Below are 24,523 nucleotides of genomic sequence, written 5' to 3'. Positions count from 1 at the left end.
GATGAAAACAAAACTGTTCGTCCTGGCAATGGCCCTCAGCTTCGCTTCGGCGCAGGCGGCGGACCGCATTGCCTTTATCCCGAAGCTGGTGGGCGTGGGCTTCTTCACCAGCGGCGGCAACGGCGCGAAAGAGGCGGGGAAAGACCTCGGTGTGGACGTCACCTACGACGGCCCGACCGAGCCGAGCGTCTCCGGCCAGGTGCAGCTGATCAATAACTTCGTCAACCAGGGCTATAACGCCATCATCGTCTCCGCCGTGTCGCCGGACGGCCTCTGCCCGGCGCTCAAGCGCGCGATGCAGCGCGGCGTCAAGGTTCTGACCTGGGACTCCGACACCAAACCGGAGTGCCGCAGCATCTATATCAACCAGGGAACGCCGGAACAGCTGGGCGGCCTGCTGGTGGAGATGGCGGGCAAGCAGGTCACCAAACCGAATGCCAAAGTGGCGTTCTTCTACTCCAGCCCCACCGTCACCGACCAGAACCAGTGGGTGAAAGAGGCGAAGGCCAAAATCGAGAAAGATCATCCCCAGTGGCAGGTCGTCACTACCCAGTTTGGCTATAACGACGCCACCAAATCGTTGCAAACCGCCGAAGGGATCTTAAAAGCGTATCCGGATCTGGATGCGATCATCGCCCCGGATGCCAACGCGCTGCCGGCCGCTGCGCAGGCGGCGGAAAACCTGAAGCGCGAAGGGGTGGCGATTGTCGGGTTCAGTACGCCGAACGTGATGCGTCCGTACGTTGAGCGCGGCACGGTAAAAGCTTTCGGCCTGTGGGATGTCGTACAACAGGGCAAAATTGCGGTCAATGTCGCCGATCGTTTGCTGAAAAAAGGCGATCTTAACGTCGGCGACAGCGTGGACGTAAAAAATATCGGGGCGCTGAAGGTCGAGCCGAACAGCGTGCAGGGTTACCAGTATGAGGCGAAGGGCAACGGCATCGTGCTGCTGCCGGAGCGGGTGGTGTTCACCAAAGAGAACATCAGCAAATACGATTTCTGACGGGGGAGCAAATGGCTGATTTAGACGATATCAAAGACGGTAAGGATTTTGGCATCGGCACGCCGCAGGTCAACGTGCCGTTCACGCTGAAGGGCTGCGGCTCGCTGGACTGGGGCATGCAGTCCCGCCTGGCACGCATCTTCAACCCTAAGAGCAACCGTACGGTGATGCTGGCCTTTGACCACGGCTACTTTCAGGGGCCGACCACCGGCCTTGAGCGTATCGATCTCTCCATCGCGCCGCTGTTTGGTGAAACCGACGTGCTGATGTGCACCCGCGGCATCCTCAGAAGCCAGGTGCCCGCCGCCACGAACAAACCGGTGGTGCTGCGCGCCTCCGGCGGTAATTCGATTCTGGGCGAGCTGTCGAACGAGTGCGTGGCGGTGGCGATGGAGGACGCGCTGCGCCTGAACGTCTGCGCCGTGGCGGCACAGGTCTATATCGGCAGCGAGTTTGAGCACCAGTCGATCAACAACATCATCAAGCTTGTCGATGCGGGCGCGCGCTACGGCATGCCGACGCTGGCGGTGACGGGGGTCGGTAAAGAGATGGCGCGTGACGCGCGCTATTTCTCGCTCGCCAGCCGCATCGCCGCCGAAATGGGGGCGCAGTTCGTCAAAACCTACTACGTGGATGAAGGCTTTGAAAAAGTGACCGCCAGCTGTCCGGTGCCGATTGTCATCGCCGGGGGCAAAAAGCTGCCGGAGCACGAGGCGCTGGAGATGTGCTGGCGTGCGATAGATCAGGGAGCATCCGGCGTGGACATGGGGCGCAACATCTTCCAGTCCAGCGCGCCGCTCGCCATGCTGAAGGCGGTGAAAAAAGTGGTTCACGAGAACTGGAACGCCCGCGATGCGTTCCAGTTCTGGCAGGAAGAGAAACAGGGAGAAGCAAAATGAACGTGACGCTGGTTGAAATCAACATTAAGCCCGAGCGGGTGGACGAGTTTGTGGAGGTATTCCGCGCCAACCACGAGGGGGCAATCAAGGAGCCGGGAAACCTGCGCTTTGACGTATTGCAGGACCCGAGGGTGAAAACCCGCTTCTTTATCTACGAAGCCTATAAAGACGAAGAGGCGGTGCTGGCGCATAAGCAAACACCGCACTATCTGGCGTGCGTGGATAAGCTTGAGGAATTGATGTCGGAGCCACGTAAGAAACGGAGTTTTGTGGGGTTGTTGCCGGAGTAACGGTACGGGTAAGAGGTTGTGTTGCTTTTGTAGGCCGGGTAGGCGTTAGCGCCACCCGGCATTGTTCAGGCCAGCACCAGATCCGCAAGTATCGCAGCAAGCGCTTCGCGCGGCTCACCCTGAATAGCCTGAAGCGGGAAGGGGAGCGCGGGTGTTTCCACTTTCCCCAGCATTTCTGCCGCTGCCGCTACCACCCGCAAGCTGCCGTATCGACGGAACAATTCCCACAGCGGCTCCAGCCGCTCGGATTGTGCCGCCTCTTTCGAACGGGCAATCGCCAGCGCTGTTTGCGGGAACAATCCGCCGAGCACCGAGTACCAGACGTCAAACCCGGCCTGCAGGGCGGAGGCCGCTCGCCAGTCGCCGGCGATACCCAGCGTGACGGTATCAGGAAGACGAGCCCGTACCTGCGACAGGTCCTCCGGCACGCGGCCAAGCTTTATGGAGCCTATATTCGGCAGGGCCGCGGCGGCAAATAACAATTCATCGCTAAATGAAAAACCGGTCGTGGCGGGATTATCATAAATGCACAGCGGTACGGAGATCTGGCGGGTTACCGTTTCATAGAGATTAAACACTTCGTCTTCCGTTAATCGCTGGTACGACACGGGCGCCAGCAGCAAGCCGGAGACACCTGCCGATTGCGCGTCGTCAGCCAGACGCAGAATATCGTCCAGCCGTAATGCGCCAATGCTGACGATGACCGGAATGTCATCAGCATGCGCCACCGCGCAGCGTGCGATCCGACCACGCTCTTCTACGGTCAGATAGGCATAACTTCCCGTTGAGCCGAGAATGCCCAGAGAATCCACGCCAGCGTCGACCACGGGGCGCAGAAGATTAATGAAGGACTGCTCGTCAAACGTCCCCTCTTTCAGGGGGGTTAACGGAAAAGCGCTTAATCCGTGAAACATCGTGTTGTCCTCTTACAGCGTCAGCATCTTAACCTGAGCCGTGGCCCCCGGCATCAGCCGCTGCAGGTTGTTGACCAGCTCTTCTCCCGCCTCTTCCAGTGCCGCAAGCGGCATCGACGGCAGGCTTTCAAGAATAAACCACATAAATTGCGCCTGGCTATCCAGACGGGTACGCACCCCCTGTCGCCAGTTCCAGCGGCGGCAGGTGACGCCGAGATTGTCGCGCCAGATAACTTCGCCTGGTTCCGGATGTTCCACCACTGGTTGCCCCTCTTTTAAAGTATCAAACGGCTCGCTGCCTTCGGCCAGCGTCAGACGCGGCGCACCCGAGTACGCCGCGAGATTTTCCCCACCCACCGGAATGGCATAGCGAATGCTCACCGCGTTATAGATATCCACCACCGGATCCAGCGACGGCAGCGAACCGTCTTTCAGTACCCGCTTGCGCAGGGCCGCGGCGGAACAGGGCGTGCGTTTCGGTTTCGCGCCGAAGGCTTTAAACACCTCATCCCAGTCTGAAAGGTGTGCATCAGCCCACGGCACATCATCATTCAACATCTGCTGGCAGGCCTGCGCCAGCGCGGCGGGCGCTACCTCCGGGTGGGTAATCGGCGCAGCTTCAACCAGAATGCTCAGCGCCCGAAAGCCTGGGGCAATCCCGGCAAGACGCGAATCTATTGACGGCGTAACGAGAGACATAAATAATCCTGTATTGACTGTTTTATACCATGGTAGTGACCAATGACTGATAAAGTCAATATAATGACTGATTCGGGTGCCGATGTTGCCCAGGTAAGCCTGGCCGTGGCGAACCGCATCCGCAACTGGCGTAAAGAGAAAAAGCTGTCGCTGGACGAGCTGTCCCGCCGCGCCAGCGTCAGCAAAGGGATGCTGGTGGAGATCGAAAAGGGCGCAGCCAATCCCAGCATCGCCATTTTGTGCAAGCTGGCCGCCGCGCTCGGCATCTCCGTGGCGGATATCGTCAACGTCTCCAGCGAGCCGCTGGTACACGTTATCGAAGAAGAGGCGATTCCGGTGCTGTGGCAGGGCGCGCTGGGTGGACGCGCCAGACTGCTGGCGGGTACCGCGGGACCTGACATGATTGAGTTATGGCAGTGGGAGATGCAGCCGGGAGAACGGTTTACCTCTCCGGGGCACCCGGCGGGAACCTTTGAGCTGCTGCACGTAAACGAGGGCGAGTTAACGCTGACGGTGGATGAGACGGTGACCCAGGTTAACGCTGGTGCGTCGGCGGTGGCGAAAACGGAAGTGTCGCACGGCTACGCCAATGAAAGCGATACCGTGCTTCGCTTCACCATGACGGTGGCGGAGTTTCACCGATAAAAAACTGCCGGGTAGCGTAACGCCACCCGGCGTTGATTACGCCTCTTCCACGCTCACCCGCAGCGCTGCCAGCGCTTTACGCGCCGCTTTCAGCACCTGCTCACACTGCTCAATCGTCAGCGTCAGCGGCGGTTCAATGCGGATGGTTTTCGAGTTGTTGAGCGTTCCGGCCACCAGCACCCGCTGGCGGAACATCTCGCTCGCGAAGCTGTAGCCGGTTTCGTTATCAACAAACTCAATCGCCATCAGCATCCCTTTCCCACGCGCGTCCTGCACCAGGTCCGGATACTCCCGGCCTAGCTGACGGAAGCCGTCCAGCAGCATGTCGCCTTTCTGCTCCGCCTGCGCGGGCAGGTTTTGCTCCAGCAGCACGTTAATGGTCGCCAGAGCGGCCGCACAGGCCAGCGGGTTACCGCCAAAGGTGGTGGTATGCAGGAACGGATTGTCGAACAGCACCGAGAAGACCTCCTCGGTGGCCACCGTCGCGCCAATCGGCATCACGCCGCCGCCGAGCGCCTTCGCCAGGCACAGGATGTCCGGCTGCACGTTCTCGTGCTCGCAGGCAAACATCTTGCCCGTGCGGCCCATCCCGGTCTGGACTTCGTCGAGGATCAGCAGGGCGCCAAACTCATCGCACAGCTGACGCACGGCGGGCAGATAGCCCTGCGGAGGGAGGATCACGCCGCCTTCGCCCTGAATCGGCTCCAGGATCACCGCCGCCACGTCATCGCCGGTCTTGCGGCATTCGCTCAGCGCGGTGCGCATGGCGTTGATGTCGCCAAACGGCACGTGGCGGAAGCCCGGCAGCAGCGGCATAAACGGTTTGCGGAAGGTGGATTTGGCGGTAGCAGACAGTGCGCCCAGGGATTTCCCGTGGAACGCGCCGCTGGTGGCGATAAAGGTGAATTTCCCGCGCGGCGACTGGTACGCTTTGGCGAGTTTAATCGCCGCTTCGACCGATTCCGTGCCGCTGTTGCTAAAGAAGCTGTACTTCAGTTTGCCGGGCGTTAAGGCCGCCAGCGTTTTCGCGAGCATGGCGCGAAGCGGGTCAAGCAGTTCCTGGCTATGGAGAGGTTGTTTCGCAAGTTGATTCTGTACGGCGGAAACCACAACTGGATTACGGTGCCCCACGTTGAAAATTCCAAAACCTCCCAGGCAATCGATAAACTCCTGTCCCTGGGTGTCGACAAGCGTGTTCAGACTTCCCGCTTGCCACTCTACGGCTCCGTAATCCCCGCCGGCGGTAACAGATTTGCGATACTCCAGAAACCCTGGATTGACGTGCTCTTTAAAGTAATCGATGACCTCTCGGTTAAGTTGTTTCATCTCCTCATGATCGAGCGTTCGCTTCTCAATGAGATTCAGTGCGTGCGCGGTACAGGCAAGAGCCGAGGCGCTGGAAGGTAACCTGTTCAAAATGTGCTCCCGGGGATCGCGTATCACATGATACTGAGTTAAGTATTGCAGGGATTACGCCACTTCAGATGACTTAACGAAAATCGGGATAAACGCCAGGTTAAAATAATGTTGCACAATATTTAATCATGCCGGAGCAACCGAAACGGGATTTAGCGGTACAGGAAAGAGAGGATAAATGAGGACGGAAACGCGCAGCTGCACTAAAGAGGTGCATTCGCTGCAACTTAAGTGGGCGTTAACGGGTCATGCTTTACAGGTAATTTCTTTACGAAAGTATTTGAAATCAATGAATTAAAAAATCGTACAAAAAGTATGGTTTAAGTCAAATCTGCGATCTCCATCAAGTTTAACAACTAAAGATAAATTGTTTACCGCCGAAAAAACATTGACCCACAAAATTAACATTCAAATAACCTGCAAGGGATGCCCACGATGTCCTCTCCAACCTATGTCACCCAGAATGAATATCCTCTGGACGATGACACCACCTTAATGTCTACCACAGACGTCCACAGCTATATCACACACGCCAACGACACCTTTGTGCAGGTGAGCGGCTACCAGCTCGATGAGCTGACGGGCCAGCCGCACAATATGGTACGCCATCCCGATATGCCAAAAGCCGCGTTTGCCGATATGTGGTACACGCTGCAGCAGGGCGAGCCGTGGAGCGGGATTGTTAAAAACCGGCGCAAAAACGGCGACCACTACTGGGTGCGTGCGAATGCGGTACCGATGGTGCGCCGCGGGCAGGTGACGGGCTATATGTCCATTCGCACCAAAGCCACAGCGGAAGAGATTGCCACCGTGGAGCCGCTCTACCGGGCGCTGAACGACGGGCGCTGTAAAAAACGTATTCATAAAGGGCTGGTGGTCGGAAAGGGCTGGCTGGGCAAACTGCCGGCAATGCCGCTGCGCTGGCGCGTGCGCAGCGTGATGGCGGTGCTTTTTGCCGTACTCGCCGCCACGCTGGTCGCGACCTCCGCCGGGTGGATGCCGCTTGCCGCAGCCGCGCTGGTAATGCTGCTGGGGACGCTGCTGTTTGAGCAACAGATTGTCCGCCCGATCGAGAATGTGGCGCAACAGGCGCTGAAGGTCGCAACCGGCGAGCGCAACAGCGTGCAGCACCTGAACCGCAGCGACGAGCTGGGGCTGACGCTGCGTGCGGTCGGGCAACTGGGCCTGATGTGCCGCTGGTTAATCAATGACGTGTCGAGCCAGGTGGTGAGCGTCCGTGACGGCAGCGACAGGCTGGCGCAGGGAAATGAAGATCTGAACGATCGGACGCGTCAGACCGTGGCGAACGTGCAGCAGACCGTCGCGACAATGAACCAGATGGCCGCGTCCGTTCAGAGTAACTCCGAAACCGCCGCCGAGGTGGACAAACTCTCCTTGGCCGCGAGCAGCGCGGCAACGAAAGGGGGCAATGCGATGCAGACCGTCGTTAAAACGATGGATGACATTGCCGACAGCACGCAGCGAATTGGCTCGATTACCTCCCTGATTAACGATATCGCTTTCCAGACCAATATTCTGGCGCTAAACGCGGCGGTTGAAGCAGCAAGGGCAGGGGAGCAGGGTAAAGGGTTTGCCGTGGTCGCGGGTGAAGTCCGTCATCTCGCCAGCCGCAGCGCCAGTGCGGCTAATGATATTCGTAAACTCATTGATGCCAGCGCCAGCAAGGTGCAGTCCGGCTCTGAGCAGGTACACGCCGCAGGCCGTACGATGGATGATATCGTTGTGCAGGTGAAAAACGTGACGCAGCTTATCGCCCAGATCAGCCACGCGACCTCCGAGCAGGCAACCGGACTGTCAGAGTTGACCCGCGCGGTGGCTGAACTCGACAGCATCACGCAGAAAAACGCCGACCTGGTCGAGGAGAGCGCCCACATTTCTGCGATGGTGAAGCATCGCGCCGGACGCCTTAAGGATGCGGTGACTGTGCTCCATTGAGTCAATAATGTTCCGGAAAAGCCGTTTATTCCGTAAGGAATAAGCGGCTTTTTATTTTCTGGTTGTGACTATTAATGTATTTTATTGTTAAGTTCATATTAAATAACTAAAGAAAGTGCCTCAGTTATTTATTCCTGCCTAAGTCAGTTCTTCAGAATCCTGTTTCAAAAATACCTCGTTTGACGGTCTGGTAACGATCGATGAAGCAATATTAATAGCCTACACCTATGCATTGTGAGGGTTATGAAATAAAAAAACGATCAAAGTCATAAAGTTAGCAAATTCGTTACCGATAACAGCGATCGTCTGAGAAATAATCACATCGATGGAGAAAATATGTTCTTACATGACGTAAAGATCGGCACGAAATTATTTCTGGCGTTTGGATTCTTTATTGTCCTGATGGCGATCAGCGCGAGCCTGTCTCTGCTGAGTCTGAACCGGGCTAATAACGGGATGCAATCCATTATTACCAGTGATTATCCGACCACGGTAAAAGCGAACCAGTTAATCGATAACTTCCAGGAATTTATTAGCACGCAACAGCTGATGCTGCTGGATGAGCAGGGTACCTACACGGGGCAATCGCAGCAGCGCCTGAAAGAGATCAGCGAGCACATCACGGTGATCCTCGGCGAGCTGAACAACGCGCTGCAGGATCAAAAGTCTCAGCAGGTGCTGGCGGATATCCGCAGCGTGCGCCAGCAGTATCTGGACTCGCGCTACCGCATTTTGCAGGCGGTGCAGAACAACAATCGTGCGGGCGCTATTCAGGAGATGATGACCACCACCCTCGCCGTGCAGCAGGCTTATAAAGCGAAGGTGAAGGAGCTGATTACGATTCAAAACAGCGAGATGCAGAGTGCAGGGGCGCAGGTAGAAGGAGATTTCAGGTCTAACCGCCTGCTGCTGATCCTGATCACGCTCTTTAGCGTCGTGGCAGGCAGCCTGATTGGCTGGTTTATCGTGCGCGCTATCACACGTCCGCTCGGCGAGGCGGTGCATTTTGCAAAAGCCATTTCAGAGGGCGATCTGACGGGCAGCATCACGCCGCACGGCAAAGACGAAACGGGTCTGCTGCTGCATGCGCTGATGGAGATGAAGACGCGACTGTTGGACATTGTGCAGCAGGTGCAAACCGGCTCGGAGAATATCTCCAGCGCAGCCGCGCAGATTGTCGCCGGGAACCAGGATTTGGCCGCGCGCACGGAAGAGCAGGCAAGTTCTGTCGAACAGACCGCCGCCTCGATGGAGCAGATCACCGCGACGGTGAAAAATACTGCCTCGCATACCGGGGAAGCGACCAACCTTTCGGCCGATGCCGCCACGGTGGTCAAAAACAACGGTGAGATGATGAAGCAGGTGACCAGCAAAATGCGCCTGATTAACGAAACATCGAACCGGATGTCCGACATTATCGACCTGATCGACGCCATTGCGTTCCAGACCAACATTCTGGCGCTGAACGCGGCGGTAGAAGCGGCGCGCGCCGGCGAGCACGGACGCGGCTTTGCGGTGGTGGCCGGTGAGGTTCGCCAGCTTGCCCAGAAGAGCGCGTCGTCTGCCAGCGAAATCCGTGAGCTGATTGAGAGCTCCACCAGCCAGACCCAGGACGGGATGAACCTGGTCGAAAAAGCGAGTGGGCTGATCAACGGGATGGTGGGCAACGTGGAGGAGATGGACGTGATTCTGCGGGAAATTCGCCAGGCCAGCCACGAGCAGACGGAAGGTATCTCGCAGATTAACAGCGCGATTGGCCTGATTGATGCCACCACCCAGCAGAACTCCGCGCTGGTGGAGGAGTCTGTAGCTGCAGCGGCATCGCTTAACGAACAGGCGATGCACCTGAAAGAGCTGGTACGCGTCTTCCGCGTGAGCGAGCACGCGCCGGCTTAATCCAGCTGGGAGATCTCCAGCGCCGCGCGGTCAATCACGCCGATAATCTGCTTAAGCTGCGCGTCGCTGAGCTCTCCCTGATTCACCTTCAGGTCTAACACCGCTTTGAAGTTATCCAGCGCCCGCTTCATCTGCGGGTTTTTGCGCAGCTGAAAACCGACGCTGCGCGCTTTGATACGCACCTGGATCTGTTCCAGCTGTTCCCGGTTTTCATCCAGCCAGCGCTGTCCTTCAGCGGTAATCGCAATGCGCTTACGCCCGCTATCTTCTTCCGTAATGGTGATAAAGGTCTGATCCTGAAGATAATCCAGGGTTGGATAGATGACGCCCGGGCTCGGGGTGTAGTTTCCCTGGGTCAGGTTCTCGATCTCTTTGATCAGCTCGTAGCCGTGGCTCGCACTGCGGGTCAGGATATCCAGAATCACCAGCCGCAGATCGCCGTGGCCGAAAAAGCGCGGTCGTCGCCCGCCGCTGTCGTTTTCGTGTCGCATAACAGGTCCTTTAATTGATATATCTAAACTATATCTAAGATATATTCAGATGCAATCTAAAAGAGCTTGCATTTTTCATTATTAGTAATCATTATCATTTGAAAATTGATTTAGATATATCGTATTCACCAGAAAAGGGTCTAAAAATGGCATCTACTCGTTATCCACAGCGTGTTCGTAATGACCTGCGTTTTCGCGAGCTGACGGTGCTCCGCGTTGAGCGCGCCAGCGCGGGTTTCCAGCGCATTGTTTTAGGCGGTGAGGCGCTGGAGGGCTTTAGCTCCCGCGGTTTCGACGACCATACCAAAGTCTTTTTTCCGGCGCCCGGGACGACGTTTACGCCGCCGGTGGTCACCGATGAAGGCATCGACTGGGGCGACGGCGTGCGTCCGCAGGCGCGCGACTATACGCCGCTCTACGATGAGGCAAATCATGAGCTGGTTCTCGATTTCTTCATTCATGACGGCGGCATTGCCAGCAGCTGGGCGGTCGAGGCGAAAGCGGGCGACACGCTGACCATCGGCGGCCCGCGCGGTTCGCTGGTGGTGCCGGAGGATTACGCCTGGCAGCTGTACGTGTGCGACGAGTCCGGCATGCCCGCGCTGCGTCGACGCTTAGAAAGCATTGCTAAACTGCCGATTCGCCCGGAGGTTCATGCGGTCGTGACGGTCGGGGACGAATCTTATAAAGACTATCTGGCGCACCTGAGCGGGTTCAATATCACCTGGGTAGTGGGCCACAACGCGCAGGCGGTCGCAGACCATCTGGCGGCGCTGACCGTTCCGGGGGAAGACTACTTCATCTGGCTGACCGGGGAAGGGAAGGTGGTGAAAACGCTGAGCCGTCAGTTTGAAGCCGACGCGATTGACCCGCAGCTGGTGCGTGCCAGCGCATACTGGCACGCCAAATAATCAGGCGGCGGAATCCAGCTGCGCTTCGTTCACCTGATGTTCGAGCGAGGCGCGGACCTCGTGCAGCGCTTTCTCCTGCTGAGCGAAGTACGCTTCCATATTGTTGAGCGACGAGACCAGCAGCCAGGACTCCTCTTTCTCCAGTTCCGCCAGCTCGTTCACTAAAATGTCGATCTGCTCGCGGACCTGCGCCATTTTTTTGCGGATACGTTCCAGATCGTTCAGCCTGTCGCTGGCCATCAATGGCTCGAAGCCCTGTTGCAGGCGGGCTACCAGCGAGCGAATGGCTTTCACATCGCCGCTCTGCTTCGCCTGGTTAAGCTGCACCATCATGCTGTTGGCTTCTTCTTTCAAATCGTCCGCCACCAGATCCGGGTGGCAGAGCTTGCTCGCCTGCCGCCAGAGACGCTTGAGTTCGTTCTGGTCTTCTTCCGAAAGATGCTTACCTTTGCGCAGCCGCACTTCGGCATCGTGATGCTGTTCGCGATACTTCTCGTACTCTTCGTTCGCCTCGTCGCGCGCCTGACGCGCAGGCTCCTCTTCGCGCGTTAAGCCGCTCTCCAGCTCCAGCGCTTCGGCCAGCAGGTTGGCAATCAGATTGCTTTGCTGTTCCAGATGCTTACGCGCCTCAGCGGCCTGTACGGAATCGGCCGGGAGATCGCGCCAGCGCTGGGTGAGCGTCGCCAGCACCTCTACCGCCTGCGCCATATAGTGCTGGCAGCGACGGTAATCTTCCTCGCGACGACGCGCTTCCGCCTGCTGACGACGCAGGTTTAGCTCCGCCAGGGTTTTACGCAGGGCGAGGATCTGCTGCATCAGCGGCCCAAGGCGGGAAAAATAGAGATCGTTAAACTCATCAAGCTGCTGCACGCGGGCGTTGCGGCGGTCAATCAGATCGCGCAGACGCTCTTCCAGCGCCTTCAGTTCCAGCTTGCTGGCTGCCACCTGCGGGTCGCGCCACGGGGTGACGGCGCGCTGGCCCTGCAGCCAGGCGGTAATGGCCGCCATGGCCGCGGTGTAGTTCTTCTCCTCAAGCGCCACGACGATTGCCTGTAGCTCATCGTCAAACGCTTCATTTTTCAGGCGTGTCAGCTGGCTCTGGATGATGTCGTCATCTTCCAGTTCAATGGCATTTTTAATGATTTCTAGCCGTTTGATCGGTGTGCTCATGATGCCTTTCGCTTTGGCGCTTAAGTATTTGAGTTAAGGTTAGTTGTTGTAAAAGCTACAGGAAATAATACACACGGATGATGATCGGCGCGATGGGGGATTTCTTTAGTTTTGCAGTTTGTGAGGTGGGGAAGTGAGCAGGAGCCTGTAAGGTGGAGGGTGAGGATAGCTCCGTTTCCTGCTCTACCTGTGAAACCATTCTTGGCTATGGGCTTTGCAGTTCCTTCAACGCGCCTTGTGCGGCATTCTCAATCTGATTGCAGAACGCTTTACCGCCTTCGGGACAGCTATCCGTGGCGTTTCTCACGACTTTATCGAGCTCGCGATCGTTCGTGGTCGTATCGATGTGATTAATCATCCATGACTCAAAAGCGCGATCGTTTACAGATAGCTGCATGAGTTGATGGGAGGTCTTCCAGTTGTTGGCTAACAGCCCGACAATAGTCGCTGATATCCCTTCTGCGATATATCCCTCATCACACTGTCTGTAATTTTTGTAAAAAGAATGGATGCCTTGCCAGTCCTGAATGGCAGAGGCTGCGTTATCTGCCTTGTCCATTTCTTCAACAGAAGTACAGTCATTTGCATAAGCCACGTGCGATATCACTAACATAATCAAAAACAGCTGCATCGTTTTCATATCAAGTTCATTCCCGGTGGGATATAGATATTTTCAAATTTCTGCGTCGCACTCATAGCCGAGCAGCCGCTGTTATTTGATACGGTGATGGTTGAAAGGGAGGATTTAGCCATGTGCTCTTTTATTTTTGGATAAACTGGAGTGATATGTAGTTTATTATTTAATGGTTCAAAGATTAAGCGCTCAGAAGAGCGCTTGTTATAATATGATGCTAACGTTTTGAGTCCTTATCCTTTTCTTGCTTAACCTCATTGATTACATCGAGCATATTGCTTAAGCATTCTCTTGCTGGGGAGCCCGCTTTCTCCAATGCTGGTTTAGCCTTTGCTAAATAGGTTTCAACCTCCGCATTAGTGCTGTGTATCATCATCGGTATGCTACATATCAAAGTGGTTCCAAACCGTTGCTGTAAAGGGTCTGGGTTCAACTTAAATTGATTGGTGACATTCAGCACTAATTCTGGGGCGCGGATAAGCGCCATGCTGATGGCGGTCGCCAACTGTTCAGCATGCTCGTCATCCAGATTATCACCAGTGCTTTTAATCTTCGCTGGTAATGCCTGAATAGCTGCCATGTCAGCGCTGGACACCAGCTTAATATAGGTTATCCAGTCACTCTCTGACGCTATACAGGAAGCCGTAAGAATGCAGGTAATTAGAGAAAACACGTACTTTTTCAACGAACTACCTCAAGCGTACGATCTGACGAAAGAATTATTTTAGAGCGAATGTGAGGTCCCATGATAATGCAGCCCTCTGATGCAAAACCAGGAATGGCTGGTGCCTTTTTCTCACCATGGATGCGAAACAGCGATCGCCCATAGCTCTCACCAGAGGTTTGTTTGAGGTTAATTGTCATTGGCCCCCTTGAGGATGTATGGCCTCCTATGCGATACGTTCCGCGTGGTAATGGTCCCATCCCCTTAACGTGCTGACGGTCTGGATTATTTTTGTTTGTCAGGTTTCCGGAATACCCTGTGCCAATAAGTTTACCTTTATGCCACAGTTCACCGGTACTTTGGTAGTAGGTCCATGCCATGAGCTATTCCCCTTATGCCGCGCTGCGTTCTTTCCAGCTATCGGAATGGACAATGTTACCGTCCAGATATTTCCATGTTATTTTTTCATATGTCATTTCTATGGCTTCCATATGATCATAATGTGTGAAGTCGGGATCCTTCACATCTTCCATATAAGGCACAATGCAGGTAATACGTGCATTTTCCATAAAAATATTAAAATATTCTTCTTCCTGCCCTGCGTGGTTGATTCGATAAAATTTTAGCTCAGCAGATTTAAGAACGCTTCCCGTACTAACGATCTGATAAAGGTAAGGACTTGAGACGTCTTGCGCTTTTGTAAAAACAAAGGGAGAATGTTGGCGTTTGGCTGTTATTTTTCCGGAGTAATCATCTGTAGGTATCTCTACGCCGTGTGACAGTCCGGTTATTTCAATGCTACCTTCGCGTCTATGTACATCAACGCTACCTTTTAACTGTTTCCCTTCTTCGCTGTAAAGCCAGAGATAAACTGGTATAGCCATTCTGGTTAACTCCATTTATTTAATTAATTTCTCTGACCTTACTCCTTCATGATTTTTCTGTTTGTAATATTTCGTGTCACTACAGTTACATGCATTCATTGGTTGAATGAAGTAATAAAAAATATAATTTAAAAACATATATTTTTTTATGAGTGTTATAAGCCTGATTAAACAAGAACAGAGAAGCGAATTATACGGACATATAATTCGCTTCTCTGTATCGGTTTATCTTGCGGCAGATCCACAGCCACGAGGGGGGGATGAAACATCCTCAGCTTACTTCGCTATAGATCCCCACCACACGCCCTACCGTTTTAATCTCGTCGATACCGCACTCAAACGGAACCTTGCCGCCCGCCACGTGGAGTTTTTTACCCGGCAGCAGCGTTAGGTCGCGGATGCTGGCGGTGCCTTCAATCTCAACCAGCCACAGGCCGTCGGTTAACGATGCGTCTTTTTCGATAAAGTGCAGCTTCCCCTCCGCCCGGACGGCGATGCCGCGCGCCAGCGGTTTGCTAAAGAAAGCAGAGTCTATACTCAAAATGGAATTTTCTTCCAGTCTCCCGTCACTGAGTGTGAATGTCGAAACTGAAACGGGATCGCCCGGCACGGGATGACCTTCAAACTGCGCCCCTTGGCCGGTCATCAGCCAGCGAAGGCTCGCGCCGGTGTCCAGCGCGCACTGAACCGCAAAGTCGTAAGAGACGGTACCGCGCGCGTAGCGGTTCTGAAGCGAGCTGGCGGCGATATTAAAGTGCCGGGCCAGCTGGATTTTCTGCGTGAAACCATATACCTGACAGATTCTATCGAGTAACTCTTCATTATTCACTTGAGAATCTAAGATCAAAATATATTCCTTTGGGTGTTTACTAATACTCAATTGGGTATTAATATCATTGCAAATTCGGGCAATCAGCGGCAGATGTTGGCAAACAGAGGCTAATGATTGCAGACAGTATCAAAATGGGAATCATGCAGCATGGCTTCTGAAATCGCAATCATCAAACGGTGGAAAAAACCGTGCTACACCCGTTTTCAGCACATTAGCGTGCGTGAATTTATGCGAGGGGTGATATGGCGATAGAAGCTGCCCGTGCAAGGGTTCCACTTAGCGTGGGAGCGCGTCTTAACGGGCTTAACCACGTCGCTGAACTGCGCGCCCGATACGGGAGCGATAGCGGAAAAGAGCTGGCGCGGTTTATGGCCGAGCTGCGCGATAAGCGCGATCCCTGTTTTGAGGAGAACTGCAGGGCGCTGGCCGCCCTCTTTTTCCTGGCGAGATTGCCCGTCGCCCGGCATGAGTGCGATATCAGCGAGCTGACGACCGAAGAGAAACGGGCGCTGATTAACGCCATGAACCATTTTCGTGCTGTTGTGAGTTTATTTCCTGAACGGCTGACCATGCCGATATAACCCAACCCAAAAACTAATGGCGTAAACCCGCCGGGCATCCTTTTGCCTGAATTTAAGGAGAACGCGTGATGCGAAACAGTGAAAACCGCCCTTATCCGACCGGAAGTGAAGAACTGAAACGCCTGCTGGCAGAGGCAAAAACGGAGGAACGATGCGCGCGAGCCCTCGCGGTCTCCCTGCGCCTGGAGGCGCTGGCGAGCCATATCTACAAAACCGGCATGAGCGGAGAAGACGTTGCCGAACTGCTGTGCCACGAAGCGGCCCGCTACGAGCGTGAATCACAGGAGCTGCACTGATGGCCGATTTTATCGATCTTGCCCAGGCGCGCGAGCAAGAAGACAGAGAGCGGCACATTAATCGTGCCCGCAGACGACCCGCATCGCCTTCGCGTTTCCTCTGTGAGGACTGCGAGGCGCCGATACCGGAGGCGCGCCGAATAGCGGTGCCCGGCGTAGCCCTGTGCGTCACCTGTCAGGAGATCGCAGAGATGAAAAATAAACACGTCCGTGGAGGATGAGTTGGCGACGTCATTTGCTTATCCGTGGAATGCCCCACGGTCGGCCATTGCCAGCCCTTATCTCACCCATGCCCAACAGCAGCGCCGCGATCGCCTTTTCGCGGCGCTGAAGCAGGCAAGAATGGCTCTTTCACAGCAGCCTGACTGCGTGCGTTTTGAGGTCTGGCGCGCGTTTGACGCCCTCGAACAGCATCGTGGCAGCCCGCAGGCTAACGCCTTTTTGATCCGCTTCTGCAAAAGAATGTTACCTCGCCTGCGGCGGGTCTCTGAACGCTATGCCTGCGCAGGTTTGCATGAAGCAGTCTCCCGAACCGTGTTTGACGGCCATTTCGATACCCTGCTTCTGCAGTACCTTGCCTCGCGAATGGTCGAACTGGTTGCCCGCTATAACCGTCTGCCGGATATGTCCCGCGCGGACATCGACCTGCTGGCCGCCGATATCGCCAGCTTTATTCGCGGCGAGCTGGCGAATATTAACGATGCTGAGATGGGCGAATACCAGACGCTGTACGTCTGGTATCAGCGCGCCGGACTGATCGCCCGCCAGTTCAACGTGTCGCCTCCGCACTGGGAGCGCGTGTCGAAGATGTGTTTCGACAAAGATGACGTTGCCGCGGCGGTGATCCGCATGTTTTCCGAGGCGTGGTGGCGCGGGCGTCTGCGTCGGGTCGCGGCGGCCTGGCGCGAGCATTTGCAGATTGCCCTCGGCAACGTCAGCAAACGGAGAACGGCGTATGCGAGCAAACGCTGCGTGACCGAGTGGCGCGAGCAGAAGCGCCGCACCCGCGAATTTCTCAAGGGCATGGAGCTGGAAGATGAAGAGGGCAACCGCATTAGCCTGATTGAAAAATTCGATAGCTCGGTGGCCAACCCGGCGATACGACGCTGTGAACTGATGACCCGCATTCGCGGGTTTGAAAATATCTGTGAGGCGCTGGGCTATGTGGGCGAGTTCTATACCTTAACCGCGCCCGCGCAGTATCACGCGACGCTGAAATCAGGTTACCCCAACGCGAAGTGGAACGGGGCCAGTCCGGCGGAGACGCAAGGCTACCTCACCCGGCTGTGGGCGCGCATCCGCGCAAAGCTCCACCGTGATGGGATCCGTATTTTCGGTATCCGCGTTGCGGAACCCCATCATGACGGTACGCCCCACTGGCACATGCTGATGTTTATGCTGCCGGAAGATGTCGAATGCGTTCGTCGGATTATCGGAGACTACGCGCGGCAGGAGGATGCCGTTGAGCTGCAGAGCGAAAGCGCCAGACAGGCGCGCTTTCACGCGGACGCGATCGATCCGCAGAAAGGCAGTGCTACCGGCTATATTGCCAAATACATCTCAAAGAATATCGACGGCTATGCGCTCGATGGCGAGACCGATAGCGAAAGCGGTGGGCTGCTGAAGGAGACGGCGTCCGCCGTGTCGGCCTGGGCGGGGCGCTGGCACATTCGCCAGTTTCAGTTTATCGGCGGCGCGCCGGTAACGGTCTACCGCGAGCTGCGACGTCTGGCGGATCCCGAGGCCGCGAGCGGTCTGAGCGTTGAGTTTGCTGCCGTCCAGGAGGCTGCCGACGCCGGCGACTGGGCGGGATACGTTACTGCACAGGGCGGCCCGTTTGTGCGTCGCGATGATTTACAGGTGCGCACCCTGTATGAGCCGGGCGCCGGGTTTAACCAGTACGGCGAAGAAACGGTTCGCATCCGCGGCGTGTACGATTCTGCCGTTGGCGCGGGCAGCCCAATTATAACCCGACTCACGCAGTGGAAAATTGTGCCGAAGCGGGCCGCGGATCTTAAGGACGCACCTGTATCCTCTCGGAGTTCTGTCAATAACTGTACGCAGACCGATCTTTCTCAACCCCTCAGCAGGCGTGCGAGGCGGGCGTTAACCGAACGCATCAAATTCATCCGCCCTGGCGCGTCGTCGCCCATCGTCTTCGCGAGCGACCCGCAGAACGGGGTTCCGGAGAAGGTGATCGATGAGATACGGCTCGCCACCGGAATCGCCATCAGCCGCGGAGAGGCCCTGCACCTTATGGCTGGCGGCGTTAGCCGCTTTAACGACAAATGGTGCAGAGGCGCAGCTGACGGATCGCTCTTTCCGGCAGCGCGTTCTTATCAGCACAAGGCGCGGAAAATCCTTGAACGTATTGGGTATTTAACGGATCTCTTCGCTCAGAGAGCCCGCTAATCTCCATCCATATCATGTACATACCGTGAAGGGTTCTGATTTTTCGCTTCACTCTTTTTATGAATACGTGCTACTGTATGTTTATACAGTATCTCGTGGTGGAGGTTGTGTGGACAGAGAGTTGAACGAGCAGGTCATGATTGAACGCGTCGAGATGATTGCGCGACTGACGACAGAAGGAACATGTCAGGAAAGAGATCGTGAGATTGCCCTGAATTTGATTGCTGAGATTGCGCGGGGAAATTTAATCAAGAACAACGCATTTACCGTTGTTTTCTCAGCATCGCCTGTTCCGGAACGAATCAAAAAAGAGGGTAACGTTCGGGTGAACATTACGCTTGATAAAGATCAGCAGATTGGCCATGCCGTCGTTGAAGCCTTTCAGTGCGAACTGACCCGCAGAATACGATCCCTGTTTCCGTCATCGCGGGTGAGCGTGAAAATAGGATCGGTGACGGGAGTCGAGCTCCAGGGGCTTGAAGGAGAGGCCGATCGCGAAATGCTGGATAATATTCTCCGGGAAGTCTGGGAAGACGAGAGCTGGCGTTAGCCCAGCGTCATAGCCCGAACGTACACCCTCATTCAGATTTTGCGCTTTCGTCGACCCACGCTTCGCTGCTTGTGGACGGTCTGTTGTGTCCGAGATTGTCCATCCGTCAGCGATGGCGAAAAGACCGCCGGCCCGGGAAACTCTACAGTACCTGGTAACCGGATGTTGGGAGCGTCTGATGAAAATCTATGCAATGCAGGGGGACACGCTTGATGCCGTTTGCGCCCGCTATTATGGGCGCACGGCTGGCGTCGTAGAAGCCGTTCTGAAGGCCAATCCTGGCCTCGCGGAGTCAGGCGTTATTTTGCCTCACGGCACGCCGGTAGAGATGCCGGAGGTGAATAGCGCCCCCACCAAAGAATCCGTAAACCTATGGGACTGAGCCTGGAGAAAATCACCACGGTTATCGCCTACTGGCTGGCCGTGGCGCTGGCCTGGTTCGGGGCGATGTCTCCTGAAAAGGTTGCGCTGTACGTGGGGAGCCTTTGCGCCATTTTTACCGCGCTGACGAATTACTGGTTTAAGCGCAAAACCTGGCGCTACCTCCAGTCTCTGGGCCTCGATAAGAAGAGCATTCGTGAACTCAATCATTAAGCGTTGCAGCGTCGCCGGCGTGCTGGCCCTGGCGGTGCTGATGCCTGACTTTCGATTACTGAAAACCTCCCCGGAGGGGCTGGCGCTGATTGCCGATCTCGAAGGATGTCGCCTCTCGCCCTACCGGTGCAGCGCGGGCGTATGGACGTCAGGCATTGGCCACACGGCAAACGTCGTGCCGACGCGGGACATTACCGAGCGTGAGGCCGCGGTAAATCTGGTCGCTGATGTGCTCAACGTTGAGCGTCGTCTGGCGGCGTGCGCGCCGGTGGAGATGCCGCCGCGGGTCTACGACGCGCTGGTGAGTTTTTCCTTTAACGTCGGCGCAGGCGCCGCCTGCCGCTCGACTCTGGTCTCCTTTATCAAACGTAAACAGTGGTCGCAGGCGTGCGGGCAGCTTACCCGCTGGGTGTATGTCAACGGCGTCAAAAATACCGGGCTGGAAAATCGTCGTGTCCGCGAGAAGGCCTGGTGCATGAAGGGGCTGCCATGAGAGTCCTCATGCTGATGCTGGCCGGACTGCTGGCCATCACGCTGTGGCTTCGTCATGACAACCAGACCCTGTCCCGTTCTCTAGCCACGGCCAACCGGGTCGCCAGCGAGCAAAAAACGGCCCTCGCCACGCTTAACCAGCAGCTGTCCCTGTCTCAGCGGATGGCCAGAGCAAATGAAAACGCCCAGGTCAGGCTCCGTGAGGAGCTTGTTACTGCGGGCGAGGAGAGGGCAAGACGGGAAGCGACTATCGGGAGATTACTCAATGAAAATGAAGCGTTACGCCGCTGGTATACCGCTCAGTTGCCTGATGCTGTCCGCAGGTTGCACACCCGCACCGCCTGTGCCTCCGCAGCCCATTGTTTACAACGCCTGCCCGAAGGTGAGCCGCTGCCCGATGCCGGGAAGCGAACCCGCCACTAACGGCGATCTCAGCGCGGATATTCGCAGGCTGGAATACGCCCTTATCGCCTGCGCGCTGCAGGTTGAAACCATAAAAGACTGTCAGGATAAACTCGATGCACAAACTCAAGAGCCTGCGTCAGGCATTAATTGACGCGATCCCCCAGCTGAATGCCAACCCGGAGCGCCTGCAGATGTCGGTCGGAAGCGGCAATATAGACGCCCGACTTGCCTCCTCGCTCTCCTTTGAAAAGCGGTATGCGCTGAACGCGAAGGTCAGCGGTTTCACCGGCGACAGCGAGGGATTTTTTGTCCCGGTGCTGGCCTGGCTGCGGGAAAATCAGCCGGATATTTTTACCCTCGATGAAGGACGCAAAAACGGATACACCTTCACGATCGTCTTAAACGATGACGATACGATGGATATCACCATCAGCGTGCAATTGACCGAGCGCATTCTTGTCACTCAGGAGCAGGGCGCTCTGCACGCGACCTATTCCCCGGAGCCGCCGCTGCCGGAGCCCGTCACGCGTCCGAAGGCGTTGTACATCAACGGTGAGCTGGTCAGCCAGTGGGAGGACTAAGCTCCCTGCGCTGAAGGCCGCCAACCGCCTGCTGTCTGGACCGCTTGTTGTATCATCCCGCAGAAAACCCCGTCTCGTTGCTGCCGTTCGTCCTGAACGGCATTCTCTTCTCATGAATACATTAACTTCCATGAACGGTATCGCTCGCGCGATCCGCAACCTGATTCGTATCGGTGTTGTGACCGACGTTGACCTCAACAGAGGGCTTTGTCGTGTCCAGACCGGCGGGATGAAAACCACCTGGCTGAACTGGCTAACCTGTCGTGCGGGACGTTCGCGCGTGTGGTGGGCCCCTTCCGAGGGAGAGCAGGTGCTGCTGCTGGCCATCGGCGGTGAGCTGGATACCGCCTTTGTGCTGCCCGGCATTTTCTCGGACGACCATCCGGCACCGTCCGGGTCACCTGATGCGTTCCACGTCTCGTTTCCGGACGGCGCGGTGATCGAGTACGAACCCGGGCGCGGGGCGCTGACGGTTGCAGGCATTAAAACGGCCGATATTACCGCCTCTGAATCGCTGACCGCCACCGTGCCGGAGGTGCGGGTCATCTCAACGTCCCGTATCACGCTGGATACGCCTGAAGTGGTGTGCACCAACAAGTTAATTACCGCCTCGCTGGAAGTGCAGAAGGGCGGGGTGATGACCGGAAATATTGAGCACTCCGGCGGTAAATTGACCTCCAACGGAGTGCAGGTGGACAACCACGCGCACGGCAGTGTGCAAAGCGGCGGAAGCTGGACTAAGGGGACACAATGACGGTGCGTTACAGGGGAATGAACAGGCAGACCGGGCTAAGCATTTCAGAGGCTGAACACATTCGGCAAAGCGTGCGCGACATCCTGGTCACGCCGATTGGTTCGCGGGTCATGCGGCGGGATTACGGCTCGCTGCTGGCGGAGATGATTGACAGGCCGCAGAGCCCGGCGCTGCGCCTGCAGATCATGGCCGCATGCTATTCCGCCATCCAGAAATGGGAGCCGCGGATAAGCCTGACGGCCATCACTTTCGAGCGTTCGGAGAACGACGGGACGTTGTATGTCGATATCACCGGCACGCGCCCGATCTCCGGACAATCCTTTTCTATCACCATTTCACTGAGTTAAACGCTATGGCTATTGTTGATCTGAGCCAGCTCGCCGCGCCTGATGTCGTGGAGGAGGTGGATTATGAAACGCTGTTGGCAGAACGAAAGGCCACCTTTGTGTCGCTCTATCCGGAAGAGGAGCGAGAGGCGATTGCACGGACGCTGACCCTGGAGTCAGAGCCGATTGTGAAGCTGCTGCAGGAGAACGCCTACCGGGAAGTCATCTGGCGCCAGCGGGTTAACGAGGCTGCGCTGGCTGTGACGCTTGCCTATTCTGCTGGTCGTGACCTTGATGTTATTGCGGGAAACAATAATACCGAACGCCTGACCATCACCCCGGGAGATGACACTACCATTCCGCCAACGGCTGCCGTCATGGAGTCTGACGCTGACCTGCGACTGCGCGCCCAGCAGGCATTTGAGGGATTGAGCGTCGCGGGGCCGGTTGGAGCCTATGAATATCATGGTCGAAGTGCCGACGGACGGGTCGCTGACGTTTCGGTTGATAGCCCTCAGCCTGCATACGTGACGATTTCGGTGTTATCCCGTGAGGGTGATGGCACCGCTCGTCCTGAACTACTGGCGGTTGTTGAAAAAGCGCTTAACGCTGAAACCGTCCGCCCGGTCGGCGATCGTGTGACTGTTCAGTCAGCAGAAATTGTGCCTTACAAGATAAACGCAACACTCTACGTTTATCCCGGACCAGAGTCTGAACCCATCAGGCAGGCTGCAGAGCAAAGGCTGCAAAATTATATCAGCGCACAGCATCGCCTTGGACGCGATATCCGCCTGTCGGCCATTTATGCAGCACTTCACGTTGAAGGCGTGCAGCGCGTTGAACTGGAATCTCCCCACTCTGACATTGTACTGAGTAAGTCGCAGGCCTCGAACTGTACCTCGTATCAGATAGCGATCGGGGGTTCGGATGAGTGACAGGCTATTACCCGTTGGGTCCTCACCGCTGGAAATCGCTGCTGCCGCTGCGCTCTCGAATATTGAGCGTGTGCCGGTACCGCTACGCACGTTATGGAACCCCAGCGCGTGCCCGGTGAATTTACTTCCCTACCTGGCATGGGCGCTGTCGGTAGACCGTTGGGATGAGGCGTGGCCGGAGAGCACCAAACGCAGCGTCATTATGTCCTCATTTTTCGTCCATCAGCACAAAGGAACCATCAGCGCATTGCGTCGTGTGGTGGAACCGCTTGGCTTTTTGATTGAGGTGCGCGAGTGGTGGCAGCTCGGTGAGGAGCCTGGCACATTCCGTCTGGTTGTCGGTGTGCTTGATAACGGCATCACTGACGAAATGTATCAGGAGCTTGAACGTCTCATTGAGGATGCCAAACCGGCAAGTAGACACATGACCGGGCTGGCTATCAGCCTGAGCTCGACGGGAGAGTTTTATGTCGGCGCAGGATGCTATCACGGCGATGCGCTGGCTATTTACCCCTACACCACTGAGGAACTTATTGTCGGTGGTGATTATTACCCGGCCTCGGCCATCCATTTGATTGATAACCTGAGAGTGAACGCATGACCGCAAAATATTTTGCCATACTGACGAATCAGGGCGCTGCGCGGCTAGCTAACGCGACGGCACTTGGTACGCAACTCAACCTGACGCAAATGGCGGTAGGCGACGCTAACGGAACGTTGCCAACCCCCGATCCGGCGCAGACGAAGCTCGTCAACCAAAAACGCATAGCGCCGCTGAACCTGCTCGCTGTTGACCCTAATAATACCAGCCAGATCATCGCGGAACAGATTATTCCCGAGAATGAGGGCGGTTTCTGGATCCGAGAGATCGGTCTCTATGACGACGACGGCATTCTGATCGCCGTGGCTAATTGCCCGGAGACTTATAAGCCTCAGCTGCAGGAAGGCAGTGGTCGCACGCAGACCATTCGTATGATTCTGATTGTGTCGAGCACGTCATCAATTTCCCTGAAAATTGATCCGTCGGTTGTGCTGGCAACGCGCCAGTATGTTGACGATAAAGCTATTGAGGTAAAGGGCTACGCTGATGATCAGATGAAAAAGCATATTGCTGCTGATAATCCGCATAAACAGTACCCTTTAATCGCCAATGCGTTAAAAGAAATTGCCGATGCAGGGTTGAGTGCTGAGGTTCTCAAAAACCTTGGTTTGGGAGGAGCTAAATACGTAACCAGTCGAGGAAGTAACGCAAATGGAGCTTGGGTAATATGGTCGGATGGAGCCATTGAGGTT

Annotated in this window: 33 protein-coding genes; 23 read left to right on the top strand and 10 right to left on the bottom strand. The window is 55.9% G+C overall.

Going from position 1 to position 24,523, the window contains the following annotated elements; genetic code table 11:
• Position 1: 1 nt before the first annotated feature.
• The 3 genes from lsrB to lsrG are packed head-to-tail and all read left to right on the top strand — an operon-like array spanning position 2 to position 2,192.
• Positions 2–1,003: an autoinducer 2 ABC transporter substrate-binding protein LsrB gene (lsrB, locus tag OTG14_RS19645; RefSeq protein WP_023333523.1), complete on the top strand. Its 1,002-nt coding sequence runs from the start codon at positions 2–4 to the stop codon at positions 1,001–1,003.
• An 11-nt stretch (positions 1,004–1,014) separates the two neighbouring features.
• The gene (gene lsrF / locus OTG14_RS19640; RefSeq protein ID WP_048992618.1) at positions 1,015–1,902 is read left to right on the top strand and encodes a 3-hydroxy-5-phosphonooxypentane-2,4-dione thiolase; all 888 of its coding nucleotides are present in this window, start codon (positions 1,015–1,017) and stop codon (positions 1,900–1,902) included.
• Entirely contained in the window at positions 1,899–2,192 is a 294-nt protein-coding gene (lsrG, locus tag OTG14_RS19635) for a (4S)-4-hydroxy-5-phosphonooxypentane-2,3-dione isomerase (protein WP_090418794.1), read from the top strand. The genes lsrF and lsrG overlap by 4 nt, the downstream gene beginning before the upstream one ends.
• A 65-nt stretch (positions 2,193–2,257) precedes the next feature.
• Here the strand turns inward: lsrG and OTG14_RS19630 are convergent, their stop codons facing one another.
• A complete protein-coding gene (locus OTG14_RS19630; RefSeq protein ID WP_267215647.1) occupies positions 2,258–3,106 on the bottom strand; it encodes a dihydrodipicolinate synthase family protein in 849 nt (282 codons plus the stop codon).
• 12 nt (positions 3,107–3,118) lie between these two features.
• A complete protein-coding gene (locus OTG14_RS19625) occupies positions 3,119–3,805 on the bottom strand; it encodes a B3/B4 domain-containing protein (protein ID WP_267215646.1) in 687 nt (228 codons plus the stop codon).
• Between the two features lie 42 nt (positions 3,806–3,847).
• On the opposite strand from OTG14_RS19625, the gene OTG14_RS19620 reads away from it, so the two are divergent.
• Positions 3,848–4,450, top strand: coding sequence for a helix-turn-helix domain-containing protein (locus tag OTG14_RS19620; protein ID WP_267215645.1), 603 nt, complete (start codon positions 3,848–3,850; stop codon positions 4,448–4,450).
• 36 nt (positions 4,451–4,486) lie between these two features.
• Here OTG14_RS19620 and ygjG read toward each other — a convergent pair whose 3' ends face one another.
• A complete protein-coding gene (ygjG, locus tag OTG14_RS19615; RefSeq protein WP_032650311.1) occupies positions 4,487–5,866 on the bottom strand; it encodes a putrescine aminotransferase in 1,380 nt (459 codons plus the stop codon).
• Between the two features lie 435 nt (positions 5,867–6,301).
• Here ygjG and OTG14_RS19610 point away from each other — a divergent pair, with 435 nt between their 5' ends.
• Positions 6,302–7,822 (top strand): methyl-accepting chemotaxis protein, encoded by a 1,521-nt coding sequence (locus OTG14_RS19610; protein WP_267215644.1) that lies wholly within the window; start codon positions 6,302–6,304, stop codon positions 7,820–7,822.
• Between the two features lie 336 nt (positions 7,823–8,158).
• Complete coding sequence (locus OTG14_RS19605) at positions 8,159–9,718, top strand: methyl-accepting chemotaxis protein (RefSeq protein WP_024906426.1); 1,560 nt, start codon at positions 8,159–8,161, stop codon at positions 9,716–9,718.
• Here OTG14_RS19605 and OTG14_RS19600 read toward each other — a convergent pair.
• Complete coding sequence (locus tag OTG14_RS19600) at positions 9,715–10,209, bottom strand: PadR family transcriptional regulator (protein ID WP_267215643.1); 495 nt, start codon at positions 10,207–10,209, stop codon at positions 9,715–9,717. The genes OTG14_RS19605 and OTG14_RS19600 overlap by 4 nt on opposite strands.
• 146 nt (positions 10,210–10,355) lie before the next feature.
• Between OTG14_RS19600 and OTG14_RS19595 the strand changes: the two genes are divergently transcribed.
• Positions 10,356–11,120 carry a siderophore-interacting protein gene (locus tag OTG14_RS19595; protein ID WP_267215642.1) on the top strand — a complete coding sequence of 255 codons (765 nt, stop codon included), beginning with the start codon at positions 10,356–10,358 and terminating at the stop codon, positions 11,118–11,120.
• On the opposite strand, the gene OTG14_RS19590 is transcribed toward OTG14_RS19595, so the two are convergent.
• The 6 genes from OTG14_RS19590 to OTG14_RS19565 form a co-directional block, all read right to left on the bottom strand.
• Positions 11,121–12,290 (bottom strand): coiled-coil domain-containing protein, encoded by a 1,170-nt coding sequence (locus OTG14_RS19590; RefSeq protein WP_267215641.1) that lies wholly within the window; start codon positions 12,288–12,290, stop codon positions 11,121–11,123.
• A gap of 205 nt (positions 12,291–12,495) precedes the next feature.
• Complete coding sequence (locus OTG14_RS19585; protein ID WP_048991070.1) at positions 12,496–12,930, bottom strand: hypothetical protein; 435 nt, start codon at positions 12,928–12,930, stop codon at positions 12,496–12,498.
• A 211-nt stretch (positions 12,931–13,141) separates the two neighbouring features.
• Positions 13,142–13,504: a hypothetical protein gene (locus OTG14_RS19580; RefSeq protein ID WP_230581840.1), complete on the bottom strand. Its 363-nt coding sequence runs from the start codon at positions 13,502–13,504 to the stop codon at positions 13,142–13,144.
• A gap of 101 nt (positions 13,505–13,605) precedes the next feature.
• Complete coding sequence (locus tag OTG14_RS19575; RefSeq protein ID WP_071994439.1) at positions 13,606–13,968, bottom strand: tlde1 domain-containing protein; 363 nt, start codon at positions 13,966–13,968, stop codon at positions 13,606–13,608.
• A gap of 12 nt (positions 13,969–13,980) precedes the next feature.
• On the bottom strand, positions 13,981–14,472 hold the full coding sequence (gene tssD / locus OTG14_RS19570; protein WP_024906432.1) for a type VI secretion system tube protein TssD: 492 nt from the start codon (positions 14,470–14,472) through the stop codon (positions 13,981–13,983).
• A 271-nt stretch (positions 14,473–14,743) separates the two neighbouring features.
• Positions 14,744–15,319 (bottom strand): phage repressor protein CI, encoded by a 576-nt coding sequence (locus OTG14_RS19565; protein WP_024906433.1) that lies wholly within the window; start codon positions 15,317–15,319, stop codon positions 14,744–14,746.
• A 227-nt stretch (positions 15,320–15,546) separates the two neighbouring features.
• Between OTG14_RS19565 and OTG14_RS19560 the strand changes: the two genes are divergently transcribed.
• From OTG14_RS19560 to OTG14_RS19485, 16 genes are all read left to right on the top strand, one after another.
• Complete coding sequence (locus tag OTG14_RS19560; protein WP_024906434.1) at positions 15,547–15,885, top strand: DUF5347 domain-containing protein; 339 nt, start codon at positions 15,547–15,549, stop codon at positions 15,883–15,885.
• Positions 15,886–15,953: 68 nt separating this feature from the next.
• Positions 15,954–16,181 (top strand): DUF2732 family protein, encoded by a 228-nt coding sequence (locus tag OTG14_RS19555; protein WP_029741400.1) that lies wholly within the window; start codon positions 15,954–15,956, stop codon positions 16,179–16,181.
• The gene (locus tag OTG14_RS19550) at positions 16,181–16,402 is read left to right on the top strand and encodes a TraR/DksA family transcriptional regulator (protein WP_032650300.1); all 222 of its coding nucleotides are present in this window, start codon (positions 16,181–16,183) and stop codon (positions 16,400–16,402) included. The genes OTG14_RS19555 and OTG14_RS19550 overlap by 1 nt, the downstream gene beginning before the upstream one ends.
• Position 16,403: 1 nt before the next feature.
• Entirely contained in the window at positions 16,404–18,593 is a 2,190-nt protein-coding gene (locus tag OTG14_RS19545) for a replication endonuclease (protein ID WP_267215640.1), read from the top strand.
• A 109-nt stretch (positions 18,594–18,702) separates the two neighbouring features.
• Positions 18,703–19,143: a DinI-like family protein gene (locus OTG14_RS19540; protein WP_024906437.1), complete on the top strand. Its 441-nt coding sequence runs from the start codon at positions 18,703–18,705 to the stop codon at positions 19,141–19,143.
• 178 nt (positions 19,144–19,321) lie between these two features.
• Positions 19,322–19,525, top strand: a complete 204-nt coding sequence (locus tag OTG14_RS19535; RefSeq protein ID WP_024906438.1) for a tail protein X — start codon at positions 19,322–19,324, stop codon at positions 19,523–19,525.
• Entirely contained in the window at positions 19,516–19,737 is a 222-nt protein-coding gene (locus OTG14_RS19530; RefSeq protein WP_023309247.1) for a phage holin family protein, read from the top strand. The genes OTG14_RS19535 and OTG14_RS19530 overlap by 10 nt, the downstream gene beginning before the upstream one ends.
• Positions 19,721–20,230 carry a lysozyme gene (locus OTG14_RS19525; RefSeq protein WP_024906439.1) on the top strand — a complete coding sequence of 170 codons (510 nt, stop codon included), beginning with the start codon at positions 19,721–19,723 and terminating at the stop codon, positions 20,228–20,230. Before OTG14_RS19530 ends, OTG14_RS19525 begins: the two co-directional genes overlap by 17 nt.
• Complete coding sequence (gene lysB, locus OTG14_RS19520; RefSeq protein ID WP_024906440.1) at positions 20,227–20,652, top strand: Rz-like lysis system protein LysB; 426 nt, start codon at positions 20,227–20,229, stop codon at positions 20,650–20,652. Before OTG14_RS19525 ends, lysB begins: the two co-directional genes overlap by 4 nt.
• Positions 20,540–20,785, top strand: a complete 246-nt coding sequence (gene lysC, locus OTG14_RS19515; protein WP_230581841.1) for an Rz1-like lysis system protein LysC — start codon at positions 20,540–20,542, stop codon at positions 20,783–20,785. Before lysB ends, lysC begins: the two co-directional genes overlap by 113 nt.
• Positions 20,748–21,215 (top strand): phage tail protein, encoded by a 468-nt coding sequence (locus OTG14_RS19510; protein WP_048990835.1) that lies wholly within the window; start codon positions 20,748–20,750, stop codon positions 21,213–21,215. The genes lysC and OTG14_RS19510 overlap by 38 nt, the downstream gene beginning before the upstream one ends.
• Before the next feature lie 112 nt (positions 21,216–21,327).
• Positions 21,328–21,969 (top strand): phage baseplate assembly protein V, encoded by a 642-nt coding sequence (locus OTG14_RS19505; protein ID WP_267215639.1) that lies wholly within the window; start codon positions 21,328–21,330, stop codon positions 21,967–21,969.
• A complete protein-coding gene (locus tag OTG14_RS19500) occupies positions 21,966–22,316 on the top strand; it encodes a GPW/gp25 family protein (protein WP_090418761.1) in 351 nt (116 codons plus the stop codon). Before OTG14_RS19505 ends, OTG14_RS19500 begins: the two co-directional genes overlap by 4 nt.
• A gap of 5 nt (positions 22,317–22,321) precedes the next feature.
• Positions 22,322–23,230: a baseplate assembly protein gene (locus OTG14_RS19495; protein ID WP_032650293.1), complete on the top strand. Its 909-nt coding sequence runs from the start codon at positions 22,322–22,324 to the stop codon at positions 23,228–23,230.
• On the top strand, positions 23,223–23,831 hold the full coding sequence (locus OTG14_RS19490) for a phage tail protein I (RefSeq protein WP_267215638.1): 609 nt from the start codon (positions 23,223–23,225) through the stop codon (positions 23,829–23,831). The genes OTG14_RS19495 and OTG14_RS19490 overlap by 8 nt, the downstream gene beginning before the upstream one ends.
• Positions 23,828–24,523 (top strand): phage tail protein (locus tag OTG14_RS19485; RefSeq protein WP_267215637.1); only part of this gene is annotated, 696 nt, incomplete at its 3' end. The genes OTG14_RS19490 and OTG14_RS19485, both read left to right, overlap by 4 nt.

The sequence above is a fragment of the Enterobacter pseudoroggenkampii genome, from assembly GCF_026420145.1.
Lineage (GTDB): Bacteria > Pseudomonadota > Gammaproteobacteria > Enterobacterales > Enterobacteriaceae > Enterobacter > Enterobacter pseudoroggenkampii.
Note: the sequence above shows the minus strand (reverse complement) of the source record. Positions and strands in the feature narration are given on the sequence as shown.

Bases quoted from the DNA above. Each gene is read 5' to 3' on its own strand.
- lsrB (WP_023333523.1), top strand. From the start codon at position 2: ATGAAAACAAAACTGTTCGTCCTGGCAATGGCCCTCAGCTTCGCTTCG.
- lsrF (WP_048992618.1), top strand. From the start codon at position 1,015: ATGGCTGATTTAGACGATATCAAAGACGGTAAGGATTTTGGCATCGGC.
- lsrG (WP_090418794.1), top strand. From the start codon at position 1,899: ATGAACGTGACGCTGGTTGAAATCAACATTAAGCCCGAGCGGGTGGAC.
- OTG14_RS19630 (WP_267215647.1), bottom strand. From the start codon at position 3,106: ATGTTTCACGGATTAAGCGCTTTTCCGTTAACCCCCCTGAAAGAGGGG.
- OTG14_RS19625 (WP_267215646.1), bottom strand. From the start codon at position 3,805: ATGTCTCTCGTTACGCCGTCAATAGATTCGCGTCTTGCCGGGATTGCC.
- OTG14_RS19620 (WP_267215645.1), top strand. From the start codon at position 3,848: ATGACTGATAAAGTCAATATAATGACTGATTCGGGTGCCGATGTTGCC.
- OTG14_RS19610 (WP_267215644.1), top strand. From the start codon at position 6,302: ATGTCCTCTCCAACCTATGTCACCCAGAATGAATATCCTCTGGACGAT.
- OTG14_RS19605 (WP_024906426.1), top strand. From the start codon at position 8,159: ATGTTCTTACATGACGTAAAGATCGGCACGAAATTATTTCTGGCGTTT.
- OTG14_RS19600 (WP_267215643.1), bottom strand. From the start codon at position 10,209: ATGCGACACGAAAACGACAGCGGCGGGCGACGACCGCGCTTTTTCGGC.
- OTG14_RS19595 (WP_267215642.1), top strand. From the start codon at position 10,356: ATGGCATCTACTCGTTATCCACAGCGTGTTCGTAATGACCTGCGTTTT.
- OTG14_RS19590 (WP_267215641.1), bottom strand. From the start codon at position 12,290: ATGAGCACACCGATCAAACGGCTAGAAATCATTAAAAATGCCATTGAA.
- OTG14_RS19585 (WP_048991070.1), bottom strand. From the start codon at position 12,930: ATGAAAACGATGCAGCTGTTTTTGATTATGTTAGTGATATCGCACGTG.
- OTG14_RS19580 (WP_230581840.1), bottom strand. From the start codon at position 13,504: ATGGCAGCTATTCAGGCATTACCAGCGAAGATTAAAAGCACTGGTGAT.
- OTG14_RS19575 (WP_071994439.1), bottom strand. From the start codon at position 13,968: ATGGCATGGACCTACTACCAAAGTACCGGTGAACTGTGGCATAAAGGT.
- tssD (WP_024906432.1), bottom strand. From the start codon at position 14,472: ATGGCTATACCAGTTTATCTCTGGCTTTACAGCGAAGAAGGGAAACAG.
- OTG14_RS19560 (WP_024906434.1), top strand. From the start codon at position 15,547: ATGGCGATAGAAGCTGCCCGTGCAAGGGTTCCACTTAGCGTGGGAGCG.
- OTG14_RS19555 (WP_029741400.1), top strand. From the start codon at position 15,954: ATGCGAAACAGTGAAAACCGCCCTTATCCGACCGGAAGTGAAGAACTG.
- OTG14_RS19550 (WP_032650300.1), top strand. From the start codon at position 16,181: ATGGCCGATTTTATCGATCTTGCCCAGGCGCGCGAGCAAGAAGACAGA.
- OTG14_RS19535 (WP_024906438.1), top strand. From the start codon at position 19,322: ATGAAAATCTATGCAATGCAGGGGGACACGCTTGATGCCGTTTGCGCC.
- OTG14_RS19530 (WP_023309247.1), top strand. From the start codon at position 19,516: ATGGGACTGAGCCTGGAGAAAATCACCACGGTTATCGCCTACTGGCTG.
- lysB (WP_024906440.1), top strand. From the start codon at position 20,227: ATGAGAGTCCTCATGCTGATGCTGGCCGGACTGCTGGCCATCACGCTG.
- lysC (WP_230581841.1), top strand. From the start codon at position 20,540: ATGCTGTCCGCAGGTTGCACACCCGCACCGCCTGTGCCTCCGCAGCCC.
- OTG14_RS19510 (WP_048990835.1), top strand. From the start codon at position 20,748: ATGCACAAACTCAAGAGCCTGCGTCAGGCATTAATTGACGCGATCCCC.
- OTG14_RS19505 (WP_267215639.1), top strand. From the start codon at position 21,328: ATGAATACATTAACTTCCATGAACGGTATCGCTCGCGCGATCCGCAAC.
- OTG14_RS19500 (WP_090418761.1), top strand. From the start codon at position 21,966: ATGACGGTGCGTTACAGGGGAATGAACAGGCAGACCGGGCTAAGCATT.
- OTG14_RS19495 (WP_032650293.1), top strand. From the start codon at position 22,322: ATGGCTATTGTTGATCTGAGCCAGCTCGCCGCGCCTGATGTCGTGGAG.
- OTG14_RS19490 (WP_267215638.1), top strand. From the start codon at position 23,223: ATGAGTGACAGGCTATTACCCGTTGGGTCCTCACCGCTGGAAATCGCT.